The sequence below is a fragment of the Paenibacillus xylanilyticus genome, assembly GCF_013359935.1.
Taxonomy (GTDB): Bacteria; Bacillota; Bacilli; order Paenibacillales; family Paenibacillaceae; genus Paenibacillus; species Paenibacillus xylanilyticus.
Genome location: NZ_JABMCB010000190.1, coordinates 495,665 through 511,192 on the forward strand (window position 1 = coordinate 495,665; position 15,528 = coordinate 511,192).

Annotated in this window: 15 protein-coding genes; 5 read left to right on the plus strand and 10 right to left on the minus strand. The window is 46.7% G+C overall.

The window, feature by feature from the left end:
• The first annotated feature begins 30 nt into the window (after window positions 1–30).
• Window positions 31–558 carry a dihydrofolate reductase family protein gene (locus HP552_RS19185; RefSeq protein ID WP_175396991.1) on the plus strand — a complete coding sequence of 176 codons (528 nt, stop codon included), beginning with the start codon at window positions 31–33 and terminating at the stop codon, window positions 556–558.
• Window positions 559–638: 80 nt separating this feature from the next.
• Here HP552_RS19185 and HP552_RS19190 read toward each other — a convergent pair whose 3' ends face one another.
• Window positions 639–1,772 carry an SGNH/GDSL hydrolase family protein gene (locus tag HP552_RS19190; RefSeq protein ID WP_217506478.1) on the minus strand — a complete coding sequence of 378 codons (1,134 nt, stop codon included), beginning with the start codon at window positions 1,770–1,772 and terminating at the stop codon, window positions 639–641.
• A gap of 20 nt (window positions 1,773–1,792) precedes the next feature.
• A complete protein-coding gene (locus HP552_RS19195; protein ID WP_175396992.1) occupies window positions 1,793–2,161 on the minus strand; it encodes a DUF4180 domain-containing protein in 369 nt (122 codons plus the stop codon).
• A gap of 201 nt (window positions 2,162–2,362) precedes the next feature.
• Here HP552_RS19195 and HP552_RS19200 point away from each other — a divergent pair, with 201 nt between their 5' ends.
• Window positions 2,363–2,980, plus strand: coding sequence for an NUDIX hydrolase (locus HP552_RS19200; RefSeq protein ID WP_175396993.1), 618 nt, complete (start codon window positions 2,363–2,365; stop codon window positions 2,978–2,980).
• A 62-nt stretch (window positions 2,981–3,042) separates the two neighbouring features.
• On the opposite strand, the gene HP552_RS19205 is transcribed toward HP552_RS19200, so the two are convergent.
• The 6 genes from HP552_RS19205 to HP552_RS19230 all read right to left on the minus strand — a co-directional run bounded on the left by HP552_RS19205 (window position 3,043) and on the right by HP552_RS19230 (window position 8,516).
• A complete protein-coding gene (locus HP552_RS19205; protein WP_175396994.1) occupies window positions 3,043–4,359 on the minus strand; it encodes a sensor histidine kinase in 1,317 nt (438 codons plus the stop codon).
• A 189-nt stretch (window positions 4,360–4,548) separates the two neighbouring features.
• Window positions 4,549–4,959, minus strand: coding sequence for a flagellar basal body rod protein FlgB (flgB, locus tag HP552_RS19210; protein WP_175396995.1), 411 nt, complete (start codon window positions 4,957–4,959; stop codon window positions 4,549–4,551).
• Window positions 4,960–5,067: 108 nt separating this feature from the next.
• Window positions 5,068–5,481: a MarR family winged helix-turn-helix transcriptional regulator gene (locus tag HP552_RS19215; protein ID WP_175396996.1), complete on the minus strand. Its 414-nt coding sequence runs from the start codon at window positions 5,479–5,481 to the stop codon at window positions 5,068–5,070.
• Window positions 5,482–5,544: 63 nt separating this feature from the next.
• Complete coding sequence (locus HP552_RS19220) at window positions 5,545–6,279, minus strand: SDR family NAD(P)-dependent oxidoreductase (protein ID WP_175396997.1); 735 nt, start codon at window positions 6,277–6,279, stop codon at window positions 5,545–5,547.
• Window positions 6,280–6,509: 230 nt separating this feature from the next.
• A complete protein-coding gene (locus HP552_RS19225; protein WP_175396998.1) occupies window positions 6,510–7,460 on the minus strand; it encodes an SMI1/KNR4 family protein in 951 nt (316 codons plus the stop codon).
• 183 nt (window positions 7,461–7,643) lie between these two features.
• Window positions 7,644–8,516, minus strand: a complete 873-nt coding sequence (locus HP552_RS19230) for an AraC family transcriptional regulator (RefSeq protein WP_175396999.1) — start codon at window positions 8,514–8,516, stop codon at window positions 7,644–7,646.
• A gap of 212 nt (window positions 8,517–8,728) precedes the next feature.
• Here HP552_RS19230 and HP552_RS19235 point away from each other — a divergent pair, with 212 nt between their 5' ends.
• Complete coding sequence (locus HP552_RS19235) at window positions 8,729–9,466, plus strand: glycosyltransferase family 2 protein (RefSeq protein WP_175397000.1); 738 nt, start codon at window positions 8,729–8,731, stop codon at window positions 9,464–9,466.
• Complete coding sequence (locus tag HP552_RS19240) at window positions 9,466–10,185, plus strand: glycosyltransferase family 2 protein (RefSeq protein WP_175397001.1); 720 nt, start codon at window positions 9,466–9,468, stop codon at window positions 10,183–10,185. Before HP552_RS19235 ends, HP552_RS19240 begins: the two co-directional genes overlap by 1 nt.
• Window positions 10,186–10,308: 123 nt before the next feature.
• On the opposite strand, the gene HP552_RS19245 is transcribed toward HP552_RS19240, so the two are convergent.
• On the minus strand, window positions 10,309–12,408 hold the full coding sequence (locus HP552_RS19245) for a TerD family protein (protein ID WP_175397002.1): 2,100 nt from the start codon (window positions 12,406–12,408) through the stop codon (window positions 10,309–10,311).
• Between the two features lie 397 nt (window positions 12,409–12,805).
• Between HP552_RS19245 and HP552_RS19250 the strand changes: the two genes are divergently transcribed.
• The gene (locus tag HP552_RS19250) at window positions 12,806–13,879 is read left to right on the plus strand and encodes a hypothetical protein (RefSeq protein ID WP_175397003.1); all 1,074 of its coding nucleotides are present in this window, start codon (window positions 12,806–12,808) and stop codon (window positions 13,877–13,879) included.
• A gap of 142 nt (window positions 13,880–14,021) precedes the next feature.
• On the opposite strand, the gene HP552_RS19255 is transcribed toward HP552_RS19250, so the two are convergent.
• The gene (locus HP552_RS19255; RefSeq protein ID WP_175397004.1) at window positions 14,022–15,527 is read right to left on the minus strand and encodes a malate:quinone oxidoreductase; all 1,506 of its coding nucleotides are present in this window, start codon (window positions 15,525–15,527) and stop codon (window positions 14,022–14,024) included.
• Window position 15,528 lies beyond the last annotated feature (1 nt).

The following is a 15,528-nucleotide window of genomic DNA, read 5'->3' on the forward strand; positions in this document are numbered from 1 at the left end:
ATCATATGAAACAGAAGGGAGCGATGAATAATGTCCAATAAAGTAGTGCTGTACATTGCGATGAGTCTGGATGGTTACATTGCAAGACGGGATGGTTCAGTAGATTGGCTGTTTGATGTGGAAGGCGATGGCGGAGATAACGGGTACGCTGCATTTTATCAAACGATCGGGACGGTAGTCATGGGGCGGACCACTTATGAAGAAGTGCTTACGCTGTCAGAGGATTTCCCTTATGCAGACCGGCCAACATATGTACTCTCCCGTTCGGAACAACCTCCCGCACCACATGTACAGTTTACGACCGAGTCCGTAGAAACCCTTATTCCCCGTTTAAAACAGGCGTCCGATGACGATCTATGGATTGTTGGCGGCGGCCTACTGGTTCAGGCTGTTCTGGAAAAGCAGCTGCTGGACGAGATTGAGGTTGCCATCATTCCCAAAATTCTTGGTGAAGGCATCCCCTTATTTCCAACGGGAACCGTACCGAGTCATCTGAAGATGATCGGGACTCAGACGTTGGGTCAGATCATATCCATCCGTTATCAAGTTCTGGTATAACAGAGATCCCGATAAGAAAAAGACCACGCTTTGCCGAAGGGCTTAAGGGTGGTCTTTGACTTATTGGAGCAATTTAGCATTCAGACTTCAACCAGAATTCCTTGCAGGTACCCCACTAACGTCTCCGCCGCCCGTCGGTGGGACAATTCACCCGGATGCGTTCGAGCCCCTATGGTCTCTTCCGTTGTATCAGGAAGCTGTATAACAGAAACCGTCCGGTCACCTGTCCGCTTCGTATAGCAATCAACCGCACGATAGATGGCAGGCATCATGGGAAATCCAAGCATGCCATAGGCCCAGACAAGATGTGCCTTTGGATTGCTCTTTCGAAGTTTGACCAAAAAGGAGTCCACCGCATACTCAAAAGCTGTCAAATCCTCCTCATGATAGCCCCCGTCTTCATTCAAACGCTGCTTGTATACCTCACCCGTGACCGGATCTTTCCATTCAGGTGTATGGAAAGCCCCCCCATCGTTACTGCCGAGATTAATCACAACGACATCCGGCTGCCAGGACTCAAAATCATGCCTGTCTCCGGCACCGAGCGCCTGATTCTTCTCACCAGTGAGCAGACCACAGACTTGCTCATAATAAGCGGGAATATTTCCATTCGGGTTGTTATCCCAGCTCGTGAGTACGCCCCAACCACTCTGGGAGATCACCCTGTAGTCTGCGTCCAATGCCTCTGCTGTCTTAAATGTATAGTTATGTATGGCGCTGAACCACATCGGAATCCAGTCTTCTTCCGCTTTGGCGCCTATTGCGCCTTCTCCAGATGTAATACTGTCACCAATAAACTCAATCTTATATGGCTTCTCTGCCACTGGCAGGAATGCTCCATCCGATTTCACGGCATACATCTGCAACGAGCAGCCTGGGTCGGCACTCATCGCCTGCACATCTTTAACGATACGCACATTTTTCACTGTTCCTTCGCTCATGCCCCGGAATACACAGACCCAGTATCGTCCTTCCGTGAGCATCTGCCTGCTTACAGGGACACCATTGATCAGGATGCTGATCCAAGGTTCGTATATGTCGTACTCCGACTGCACCTCCACCCATAGCTCGGAGCCTGTGACCTGGAGTTCAATTGCACTGCCTGTCCAAAATAACGTTAAAGGCGCCCGTTGCCCTGTCGTTCTGCCATGCACTTTCAGATTCTCAATCTCTGCCAGGGCATGCACCTGCAGCTTGTTATTTTCCTTCACCATGCATTCCTCCCTTATTCAGATTAATTCAGGCCATGCAAGATTTGAAGCGCTTCCTCTTTGGTTTTCACAAAGAAAACATGTTTGCCGTTATTGCACTCATAGATGAAATCCTTCAGGCTTTTGCTGTTGTATCCGTCAAAATCCCCAATGATGGCAAGCTTCACCTGATAGTTAACGTACTTTTGCAGAATATCGCCCGCGAGCTTGGTCTTCAGATCGAAAAAAGCTTCCACAATGTTCGATTTGTCGATAATGAGCTTGTAAGCTTCATTCGAATAATTCACGGAGGCCATCAAATCCAGTGCATCTTGCACATTATTGATGACCATGTCATCGCTCTCGATTATTGCAACCTTGGAGGTACCCTGTTGATCCACCGTAATTTTCACTTCACACGCTCCTTCGTATCTGATTTCTCTATAATATCTCGCAATTCCCTCATGAAAAGCAATTCATTTTTAAGCGAGATTTATTCTTTTTGTGCCCAGCTTCCTTGGATTTTGTCCCTTATTTGTAATTATTCACTGGAATTCCTCTGCTATAATGGATTTATTTCCTATGCAGCTACCTATAGAAAGAGGGATCATAACATGGACATGAAGTGGTTGGAATGGGCGAAACAGATTCAGGCTATTGCACAGACCGGTTTAACCTATGGCAAAGATGTATACGATATCGAACGTTACGAGGAACTGAGACGGATCAGTGTCGATATCCTGGCTAACTATACTTCTGTAAACAAGGAAAAGATATCACTCACCTTTGCAAGCGATTCCGGTTACGCCACACCCAAAGTAGATATTCGAGGTGTTGTTTTCAAGGAAAATAAAATCCTTTTGGTTCGGGAGAAAATCGATGGAGCGTGGGCTTTACCAGGGGGATGGAGCGACATAGGCCTGTCACCTTCAGAAGTAGCTGTAAAAGAAATCAAGGAAGAATCCGGATTTGATGTTGCGCCCGTACGGCTTTTGGCTGTACTGGACAAAAAATTTCATGATCATCCGCCCGAACCTTATCATATATACAAGATGTTTATTCAATGCGAAATTACAGGAGGAAAAGCGGAAACGGGCGTGGAAACCAGCGCAGTCCAATTCTTCGAAAGGCATGATTTGCCTGAACTTTCGTTGGAAAGGAATACCCCTGAACAGGTAAAGACCATGTTTGAGTTTCTGGATCATCCGGCCAAAGAAGTCATACTAGACTGAACATGTCAATGCTAAAATAGCGATTCTTCCGTTGCAAGGAAAAGTCGCTATCTTAGCTTGCCTCATTCATCTCGGTGGAAAGAATCCTCCACTTCCGCACCTTTAACCAGATTTCGTTTGGGAATAGAAACAACAAAGGTCGTCCCTTTTCCGCCTTGCTCCACAGATTCAATGGTAATATGACCTTCCAGAGATTGAACAATATCCCGCACATGGGATAAGCCGATGCCCGTCGCCGCAATGCCTACTTCATTAAATTTGGTGGTATAGCCAGGTTCAAAAATAATATTTCGTTTGGCTTCAGATACACCTTGGCCGGAGTCCGTAACGACAAATTGCACATCCTCCTCCTGTTCCAGTACCTGTATCCGAATGGTCCCTTCGGACCCGATCGCCTCCACTGCATTAGCGATCAGGTTGTTCATCACGGTTAAAAGCGGAATGTAAAAAGGGGAATCGCAATCATACTGTTGCTCCAACTCGATCTCAATTCTTTTGTTCAGCATCTCGCTATATTTCCGGTTGCCTTTGGTTGCGAAGTTCAGGACCTCCGACAGGCTCATGTTGACCGCCTTTTCACTATCGTATAACTTCAGCAGTCCTGCCAAAATGCGCTGCGAGTCCTTCTTCACCTCATGGATCTGCTGGGCGATCCCCAGTGTCCGGTGGCTGTATTGATTCATGTCCTGTTCCCTGAGATCCCGATACAGGTCATAGCTGTCAGCCGTAATGCCTTCAATCGTCTTCATCGATTTCTTCAGATAAAAGACTTCGCCGTACAGGCCGGAGTTAACATTCAGCATCTGCTCCATCCGCTTCTCCTGCTCTGCATGCAGCACTCGCATCTGCCTTACCGCAAGGCTGTTATACAGGCCGCTGACAAAGTAGCTGCGAAGCCCGCCCACAACGAACAGATACAGCCATTCTTTCATATCAAGGATGCTTGTTCCATTCAACACGCCACGAATGAAAAGCTCAGCGAGATTGGAGGAAAAATCAACACACGTGATTAAGCCACCCAGAAGAAGCGGTTGTATCTCATGAAACCTGTCCTTAAACTTGCTAAGACCATAGGAGAACACGATATAATAAATACCCGCTCCAACATTGTCATGCAAACTTTCCAGAACCGACATGGAGTTCACATCGTACAGCAAATCTGCAGATTGAACGATAAAGCTTGTAAAACCCGTCAGAATCCCCGTTTTAACATAAGACAGATGCGGCATGATCATGAGCAGAAACAATAGGATGCTTACGCCCAAGCCAATTCGAAAATAATCTTCCTGGAAGGGATTAATCTTAAATTGTGCTCCTATGGCCGTAGCCAAAGCGATCGCTGTCATTTGCACATTTTCATTTTTAAACCAATTACGCATATCTTTCTCCTACCATGATCCCGATTAGCGCTGCTTCCACTCACCCTGCGCTTCTGATGCTCATTATACTAGCATTTACATTTTTTATTAATTCATAAGGAATGATCCACTTTGCAGTTGAGTTATAGGCCGTGATGCATCATCATCAGCCCATAAAAAAAGCAGCCCTTGGGGGCCGCTGGACATTCTTCATTTCAAAGTCTGCAGAATGTTTTTCATTTTGTTGTAATGTCCGCTTACCCGGTCAACCATGTAGTTATACATAAGCTGGTTCTCCGCAAGGTTCGCCATTTCAATATCAATGTCCACATTATTGCCATTGTTGTTCATCGTTGTCTCATTGTTTTCCACAATCCGGTATGGAACGATAGAAGAATTGAGATCCTTGGCAGGCAGATGCTTCGGATGTGTCCGGTGCATGTCCAGCTCCCTGGTTGTACCGTTTTCAACGATACGCCTCAGCGCTTCCTCAAACTCCACCGATTTCTTTTTGTAATTGGGTGTGTCTGCATTGGCAATATTGTCAGTGGTGACCTTGTGCTGCACGTTCAGCACTTGCAAAAGAGATTCATTGCGTCTTGACGTGTTGGTTTCAATCACGGCTCAGTCTCCTTCAGAGCATAATGATGCAGTCCCAATTATCATAAGAAAAAAAGTTGCCCTCTGTCAACATTCACTCAATTCTTACATATAAAACTCAACACAACATTAGCGATTCAGCTTCTCAAAAATCTCCGCTAACTTCTCCCGGTCCTGTGCTGTTAACTTTTCAAATAACGCTCTGCGCAGCTTTTGTCCCTCCATGGATGCTCTGCCAAGAACTTCGGAGCCATCCTCGGTGATATCCAGGTAATTATTGCGGCGATCGGATTCATCAACGACCCTGACAGCCAGTTTCTTCCCGACGAGCTTATCGGATAAATAACTGAGAGTCGGCGGGGTAAGCCCCAGTACTTTCGCAATATCCGATGGTCGACTTCTTCCGTTTTGCTTCAAATGGGAAAGCACAAGAACATGAGATACGCCGAGGTCCTCATTGAATGATTTGTTCCACTGTATAATCAACTTGTTGGTGAAGGTATCCATATTGTGTATGATTTCAAAAATCGTTTTCTCTTCCATAACTGCCTCCTCATAAAAAAGACAGCCCCTAATGAAAATTAAAGGCTGTCATTATTCTACACACTATTGTGCGGAGTATCCACCATCAATAACCAACTCGGAGCCGGTAATATAGGAGGAATCATCCGAAGCCAGGAACAGCGCCGCATTGGCAATATCAATAGCTTGTCCCAAACGCTGCAAAGGCGTTGCCTGGATCAGCCGACCCAGCAGTTCTTTGGACGTGTTCAAAGATTGGGTCATTGGTGTTTCTATAATCCCTGGGAACAGGGCATTCACACGAATTCCCTGACGACCAAAGGTCGTAGCAGCCGCTTTGGACAGCGCACGCACTGCACCCTTCGATGCAGAGTAGTGATTGAAGCCTTGTCCGATCATTGCAGTGTACGAAGAAATGTTGACAATCGAGCCTTTCTTTTGGGCTGCCATGTAAGGAGTGACATGTTTGATACCTGCAAATGGACCAAAACCAATAATGGAGAGCATTTTCTCCCAATCTTGCGGATTGATATCCTCAAATGGTTTTTCGGATGAAATACCGGCATTGTTGACCAGAATATCTATTTTGCCAAAGCGCTCGTTGACGGCCTTCGCCAGTGCCTGCCAATTCTCATCCGAAGCCACGTTCAACTTCATCCCGTACACATTCTGCTTCTGACTGGCTGTCTCCAGCGCTGCATCATTAATATCCGCGGCAATAACGATAGCGCCTTCCTGTGCAAAAAGATCCACCATACTTTCGCCTATTCCTGATGCTCCGCCTGTAATAATGGCTACTTTATTTTCTAATCTTCCCATGTCATTTGCTCCTCACTTTAATTGAATGAATTGGTGTTTAATAAGAAGCCTGCAGCGCACTTCAAATACTATTTAGATATAAAACTATTAGATGTCTAAATAATAGCACTGGATTACTCCTTATGCAACGTCCATGTCCCAATATACTTATATTGGAAGAGGCCGAAACTAAAAAATACCCACCCAACTCTCATTTCCATGAAAGGATTGGATGGGTATTGGAATTAATTTTATATTGGACCATCGATGTTGGGACGGTGATTGTCCTCAGCGACCAAACTACGGACAAAGGTGTCAAAGTCGGGAGCAAGCCAGGTGATTTTATAATTATCTTCCTTATCCACATGAACAACCTCGGGCTCACCCGCATTATCGGATGCACGGTAATCCAGCATGATGATTTCAGAATCCGATGGGCACTTGCATAGTACAACACCAATCTCCGGATATCCTCCCTGCTCAATGATGAACCTGCTGCCCTCTTCACCGCACAGAGAATGCTTCTTCTCCTGGCCGATGCCGAGCATCCCCGAGATTTCAATGAGCTTCTTCTCTGCGGCTCCCGCTTCGCTAACAGGGATATACCGATAATGGGGAACCCCGCCGTTATGTACCTTCATCATATCGACATAGGCTCTTGGCAATTTGAAGACCAGCCGCTCCTCTACCGACTCGATCTGTTCTTCCGTAGGGGAAGGCAGTACCCATTTCTCCAGTGCTTCATTGCTATCATCCCAAAAATCGGTGGATTCCGTGTCTGTAATACTTAAGTGTAAGTGTTCAACTGGGGATTCGGGAGCAGACGGAACTTCCTCCTCAGCAGGCTTCTCAGCCGTTTTACTCTGGATCCAGCCAAGGAATTCCTGTGTATCTTCATCTCCCGGCTCCAGGCGGTCTGCCGTTTCAAAAGCTGTACGGGCATCCTCATATTGCTCCAAATAGTAGTAAGCCAGTCCGATGCGGTAATGCCACAGCGGGTCATCCTTCCCTTCTTCCTCTACCGTCAAGAACTGCTCAACAGCCTCTTCATAACGTTCCAGATTGTTCAGCGCTCTCCCCAAATGATTGATCAGCACATAATCCCTGCTATCTGCAGGAATGTCTTGAACCGCATTCACGATCTCCAGGAATTCGTCCTCTTCATGCCACTCCTCCAGCTGTTCCAATAGCTCTTCTCTCATTCGGCTGCCTCCCGTTCATTCACTCTACATTACTTGTTGAAAATTATACCACTTATCCGATCACCTTCTCCAGCAATGTGCTGTCTACATATGCAGATGAAATAGGTGCCATTCAAGTCTTCTCAGTCAACTTGGATGGCACCTGTTTTTCCAGATAAATCATAGGAAGGATGGAACAACCGTTTATTGCTTCCGAATCGGTATCCACATCTCGCTTCTGTATTGCGGAGAAGTGGTATCCTTGTGCTCATTCCAAAGGATTTCCGGTCCCTCGCTCAGCTCATAGTCCGAGGAAGGAAACCACTCGGAATAGATTCGTCCCCACACATCCTGGAGCGTCTCCGGAAAAGGACCAACGGAAGTAAACACGGCCCACGTCGAGGCAGGCACTTCCAGGCATGCCAGACCCTCGGGAGCCACCTGAGTGGTCGCTGCACCGATATAATGATCCAGTTCCCCTCTCTCCTCCATCCGTCCTTCGCTAAAATGGGCCGAAGCACTAATGAGCCCGAGCGGCTGGACATTGGATAGCCCTTTAATCGTCTCGATCAACTCCGGCGTAAGCAGCTGATACATCGCAGCGATGTCCGGGTTTACCCCGTTAAACACGATCGGCACCCTTTTGCTAATCCCTACAATCCGAAAGGCCTCTTTGTCTTCAATACGGTAATTCATTTCGCTTCCTCCTTGAATGGTCAATTGAAATGTCATCCGGGGGAAGGCCTTGAGCGATGGCCCATGATTCCGTGCTTCGGAAGGTGTGATACCATGCATGCCTTGAAACGCCCTGGCGAAGGAATCCGGAGAGGTATATCCATATTTAAGGGCAACATCAATGACCTTGCTGTCATTCCGGCTTAATTCGAGTGCCGCCAGCGTCAAGCGCCGACGACGGATATATTCGGACAAGGTAATACCGCTAAGAAAGGAAAACATGCGTGTAAAATGATATTCCGAGCAGCAAGCGATTCGTGCTACCTCTTTCATATCGAGTGTTTCTGTCAGATTAGCCTCAATGTAGCTCAATCCCTCATTCAGTCGTGCCAGTGTATTCATGTCATTCCCTCCCCCGTTGATCCAAGCATAACAAAACCTTACTTCTCACATCCGACATTCCCTGCACCATTCTGCATGCCTCGCTATTCATTGGCAGGCGTCCAAACAGGCGGCGAATTCTCCATTTTACAGTTATGCCGTTCCTCTTACTTGCCCTTCACATATTTTATAGAAAGATAGTTTTGAACATCACGGATAAGGAGAGAGATCGAATGGGAGCCAGCCCGAAAAGCCTGATTAACAAGCAGGGCGTATCTATTATTGCCTGCACCAAACGCCAGAGCTATATCAAAAACCTGTTTCATAACTTCAGCCGACAGAAGCATCCCAAGAAAGAAATGATCATTATCGTTAACAACGATAACATCCCTCTTGCTCCCTATCAAAGCTTAGCCAAAAAAACTCGAAACGTACATGTTTCTCGTCTTCCGGAACGGACCTCTCTTGGTGCTTGCCTAAACTACGCGATTAAGAAAACAAAATATAACTATATCGCCAAGTTCGATGATGACGATTATTATGCTCCCTATTATTTGACTGAAAGCCTGCAGACCTTTCAGCGAACCGATGCCGATGTCATTGGCAAGCGGTCACACTATCTGTATTTACGCGGCTCCAAGAATCTAATCCTTCGTTTTCCTCAGGATGAACATCGCCCTGTTACCCTGATCCCTGGCGCAACTCTTGTCTTCAAACGGGATGTACTCAGCCAGGTGCAGTTTCCGAATCGAAACGTCGGTGAAGATGATCTGTTTTGCATAAGAAGTAAACGGAAGGGCTACAAAGTCTATTCGGCGGGGAGACATAACTTTGTTGCGATCCGCAGGAAAAACTCATCCGATCATACGTGGGTCATCAGCGATAAGGAGCTGCTCTCGCATAGCAAAAAAATTCGGACGGTTAAGCACTACAAGAAATTTGTACAGAAGAAACCAAAGGGCGTATTCTAATGGCTACTTCAGTTCGATCACATCGTCAGAATGCCGTTTCCATCTTGGTCTGTACCAAGCGGCGACAATGCATGCACAACCTTTTTCATAACTACAGCCGGCAAAATTACAAGAATAAGGAGCTTATCGTCATTTTAAATAATGACAAGCTGAAGGTGAGCGAGTATATAAAGGCTGCCAATCAACATAAGAACGTAAGAGTACTCTCCTTGCCAGAAAATGTATCGCTGGGTCATTGCCTCAATCATGGGGCTGCACTGGCTAGACATGGCCTCATTGCCAAATTCGATGATGACGATTATTATGCGCCAGGCTATTTAACGGATAGTGTGCAGACCTTACTAAAGACCAACGCAGATATTGTAGGGAAACGGGCCCATTATATGTACCTAAACAGCAGGAAACTCCTTCTGCTTCGTTACCCTGCCAAGGCGAAACAATATGTCCCCCTAATTCAAGGTGCAACCCTTCTCGCCAAACGAAATGTAATCACCGAAGTTGGTTTTCGTGATAAAAATCGAGGAGAATGCGTAACGTTTTGTTCCGACAGCCTTACAAAAGGCTACAAGATTTACGCGGGAAGTCCATCCAACTTCCTTGCGATCCGGAGGAGAAACTCCGCTGATCACACGTGGATTGTGAGTGATAAAGACCTTCTGACGAAAAATGTGAAGGTGCTGAAAGTGAAAAATCCGAGAAAGTTTGTATGTGAACACTAGCTTGCATGAGCGGATAACAGGTTGGTTGCGGATCAAATAAAGAATAGAATGAAATCGCAAAAGAAGAGCAGCTAAGTGCTGCTCTTCTTCAACTTCTAATTTAATAAGCTATCTCTATTTTATTCACACCAGATACTCCGCCATAATCTGCTCCATATCAAAGGGTGTAACCCCTTGCCCTACGGAATAGACCGTATCAGCTTGATCCAGCGTATCCACCAATTCACCTCTTGCCTTGGCATGGAGCATGAACAGGTCGTACAGATCCGGCTTGCGCAGTCCAGTCATGGCTTTGCCCATCAAGACCATTCCTTTTTCATTGCCTTCCACATTGTTGTAGTAATCCGGGTGTCTGGTTAGCGCCAGATCAGTCCAGATGACTGTACGGTCCACCAGATCAAGGATAACAGGAATCGCAATCTGTGTATCCGCAGTAATGTCGATTTTGTTAGCCACTGTAGAAGGCTCGAAAATCTCGCCCGATCCCGGCTTCTTGCGCATCATCCAGCCCACGAAGCACTCCGGAAGGTCACAATACGGATGACTGGTGAACGACAGCAACGAAGCAACTACATACCGGCCACCATAGTTAACGATCGACGGAATATGCAGATCAATGAACTCACATGCCCCCTTCGGTGCGGATACGATATCTCCGCTGTGGACCGCTTGGTACATGGCTGAACGCAGATTCGTATAGGATATGTGCTCGACGTAGTTCCAGTTCTCATCATACATCACTGCAGACAGGTCGATATCGACACGTCCCGTGTCCTGGCTGTTAACCTTGCCCTCTTTCCACCAGTTGAAGAAACGGATCGTATCTCCCTCTCCCATCGGTACCCGGCTCCCCCGAACAATAGTATGAAGAGCTTTGCTTGCTGATCTCTGGGAAAAGGGCACAAGGTAGTTGTGGAGCTGCGGATCGATATACGTTTTCCCCAAGGAAGGAAGGTCGGCAAAACGCTGAACCAGTGCCTGCTCACACAATAGCACAACCTCGCGACAGGTGGTCTCATCAATTACCTGAAGTTCATTCCGGATGGCGAAAGCTTTGGCGACATTTCCCTTCGGGAAGAACACTCGCATATCCTGCGGCTCATTACGCCGGGCAAAGTGATGTTTGACCTGTAACAAAACAGGGGTCGAGATGTTCTCCAGAACTTCAGCAAATGCCAGCAATACATATTCCTGCTCTTCCGTGGACCGCAACAAGTGATCCAGTCTTCTGGCGAACTCACCAGGGCGCTGGGACAACAGATCCATCAGACTCCAGATATTCTGATATTGAAAGGCAAGCTCCACACTCCCGTTAAAGGTCGAAAACGGCTTGTCATTGCGCAAAATATCAAAAGCTTCTTCACAGCGCGAATACCGGAGTTTATATTCGGAAGGGTGAAGAATCTCGCCCAAACGAATCCATCGGTCCTTATATCGCAGCATATCCTCGGTGATCTGTCCGCACTGCTCCAGCAGCCCAAGCAGCAGGCGTCTCTCACGCCGTTTGAACTTCCGGAAGGCAGTGGCTGCAGCCAGGCTGACATCACCATCCGACCAGGCGACAGCCAGACGGAGCACGTCCGTTGCCGTTTTGAAATAGGGGCCGATTCGTTCTATTCCCGCCTTTTCATGCTTCAACAGAGCAGCCACCACAAATCCCACATTCTCCTTGAATGGAATTTCGGAAGGCAATATGGCATCCACTTCATCCGGGTCCGCTTGTTCCAGCACGGTATCAATATCTTCCTTGTCAGTTGGCGAAATGGAGCCCTTCGCTTCGATCAGTTGGCGGATCAAGGTTTGAAACTCCTCTTGGTTTCCCAGGCGGATTACTTTCAAGTCTTTCTTCTCGATGAAAGGCAATCGTTCCACAGGTTCACGATCGGGATAGACCAAGGTCAGATAGTGAACGATTGCGTTGAGATACAGATCCGCTTCATCCTCTTGCATCACCTGCATGGGGAATCCGGAATACATCGGTTTGTACTCCACATGTGCTCCGACCATAATTCTCAGATCAGCCACCAACTGCATATATAACGTTTCAAATTGTTCCTTGGATAGGCTTCGTACTGCTCGCATTAACTCATCCGAGAAGGTATATCCGAGTGCTTCCATATTTTTAAGGGCAGTGGCCAGATAAGCCTTCGGCAGCTGTTTCTCCCCTTCTTGTTGTCCGATAATAAGTTTGTTCGCTCTTCGCAAATAAATGGTATTGTTCATGATAAAAGAGTCCAGGAAAGCCATACCCCTATTAAACATAATGGTTTTGGCTGAGAAGGAAGGAATATGATAGCCTGGACGCCTCCTCTCTGAAATGAAATCCTTCAGGGAAGCTGCGACCCTATTTCATCCAATTGAGTTAGAAGGAAGGATCGCAATAGCCTGAAGGCCAGAGGTCCGAAGTTCGTGACCCGAACCTTTGGTGAACCCATCATCTCTGATTCCACGATCTCCCAACAGGGTGAAAGTATTACGACTCCATAAATCCTTAGGCAATATAGCTTGTGAAGAGTACAGATCGCTTGATGAACTGCCGAATGTAGGAAAAGTCCGGTAGGCGTCGAATACCATTATTTAAGACTTAACGACATAAGCGCACGAAGCGAGGTTATGACAGATGGAACTTCAAATCCTGTACAACGAGTATATGAATATCAAATTCAAACTTGGATTGCCGCCTGTAAGGACGGAGACCTTTGAATACGGCTTATATGAAGACAATAGTGCAGCACTATTCTTGGCGGGACATCCGGAGGAGACCTTTACTAGTTGGTTGTACGACTTACAACCGAGAGATCCCCATTATGTCCCTGAGCCAGATTGGGAGCCAGTTCTCGCAGATGTTTTTCACCAGATGGATGTATACGATGAATTGACCCTGTATTATCTGCTGTTTACCATGAATACCACGCTGTCCATCAACTCATACAACGCATACAGTGCGATGAATGATTTTATGAAAAGCTATAGCTACTTTCAGCTGTCTCAATTAAATGGGGTATCCAGCTTAAATGAGGGAGAGAAGCGCCAGTTAAGAGACTTTTTCTTCTTTTCCTACCTCTACGCGCATCCGGTTAATGAGAAGACCCTCCACGCATGCTCATTCAGCGGGCAGGACTTGGTGCATACAAAAACCAATATTCAATTGGAGCCTTACTTCTCGGCGTTTCATGACCACTATAGTGAAAACTATGATAAATACAGCGGCCAGATCGTCATAGCGCCACATGAAATACAAGCCTGCAAGCGCCTTACAGTGGAGCTCCTACGATCCATTGAAGGTAAAACAGCCAAGTTGAGCATGCCTTCTGAGGAACGGTTAGAGGCTGTCGTACAATTGATTAATGACGTAGATCAGATGATACGGATGTATACTGAAAATAACACTGCTCTGTTCGACATCATGAGGGACTTTCTGGCTGAAGATCATTCCACGGCATATCGCGACCATTGCTTCACTATGCTGCTTCAGAATTATGGTTTGTATATTCTGTACTTTCGGTTTGAAGAGATCCATGCACTGGTGAATTATTTCAAAAGCACCCCGCAGTGGTGCGGGATCATCATCAATAAAATTTTCACGGACACCATTTTCATTCAGAGGATGATGAGACAGAAACAGATTGAGATCACGGCGTACCCGGATGTCATTTCATTCTTTGATGAGGAAGCAAAAAAAATCTACATATAGCCTCTTAATCATTGTACCTGATCCAAAATGAAACACAGAAAAGCCTTTGCCGACTCGCAATGTCAGCAAAGGCTTTTTCAATCGTATTACATATTGATCATATGGTTACTATCTGCATTTTTGCGATCCACGTTTCATTCGTTTACACAGAAGCAAATTTCTTCTCATCCGTTAGTCCAAGCGCCTTAGCGGTGGTCTTGTGAACCTTGCGAAGAAGCTCCGGATTCTCCACCAGTGACTCGCCGTACGAAGGAATCATTTCCTTGATCTTCGGCTCCCACGAGTCCATGTGCTGCGGGAAGCATCGTTGCAGAATCTCAAGCATGACCTGCACAGCAGTCGAAGCCCCTGGCGATGCGCCGAGCAATGCCGCAATTGAGCCATCGGCAGCAGTAACGACTTCTGTACCGAATTGAAGCGTCCCTTTGCCGCCTTGAACCGTATCCTTAATGACTTGCACGCGCTGGCCTGCCAGGACCATATCCCAATCCTCGCTTTTGGCATCTGGAACAAAATCACGCAGTTCCTCCATACGCTGCTCTTTGGACAACATCAACTGTTGAATCAGATATTTGGTCAGTGAAATCTCTTTGACACCTGCCGCAAGCATGGTTAAGAGGTTATGTGTTTTGACCGACGTGATGAGGTCGGCATTGGAACCCGTCTTCAGGAATTTGGGCGAGAAGCCGGCAAATGGGCCAAACAGCAATGATTTCTGGTTGTCGATAAATCGGGTGTCCAGATGTGGAACAGACATCGGCGGAGCTCCCACCGAAGCTTTACCGTATACCTTGGCATGATGCTGCTCGACAACCTCCGGATTCTTGCATACCATGAAGAGCCCGCTAACCGGGAACCCGCCAATATGTTTGCCTTCCGGAATGCCGGATTTTTGCAGCAAATGCAGGCTTCCTCCACCCGCACCGATAAAGACAAACTTGGCCGTATGGCGCTCAACTGCGCCACTGCGCAGATTTTTCACCGTTAACTCCCAGGCTCCATCGCTCTTGCGTTTTATATTTTTCACACTATGTTGGTAGTGGATATCCACGTTATGATCTTTCAGGTGATCCAGCAGCATGCGCGTTAAAGCACCAAAGTTAACATCCGTACCGGAGTCGATTTTGGTTACCGCGATCGGCTCTTTTCCCTTACGACCTTTCATCATGAGAGGAATCCATTTCCGCAGTTTCGCTGGGTCATCCGAGAATTCCATACCCTCAAATAGAGGATGGTTTGATAAAGCCTCAAAACGTCTTTTCAAAAACAGGACATTGCTCTCTCCGTGTACATAACTCAAATGGGGGAGCGGCATAATGAAGTCCCGCGGATTACGAATCAGATTGCTATTGACGAGATAGGACCAAAATTGTCTTGAGACTTGAAAATGCTCATTCACCTTAATGGCTTTGCTAATATCTACGGTTCCGTCCGGTCGTTCAACGGTATAGTTCAATTCGCATAGTGCAGAATGGCCGGTTCCGGCATTATTCCATTCATTGGAGCTTTCCTCTCCTGCACTGGCGAGTTTCTCATAAACCTTAATATTCCAATCTGGTGCCAATTCTTTCAGCAAGGTCCCCAAAGTTGCACTCATAATTCCGGCACCAATCAAGATAACATCTGTACTCGTTTGTCCCTGGCTCATG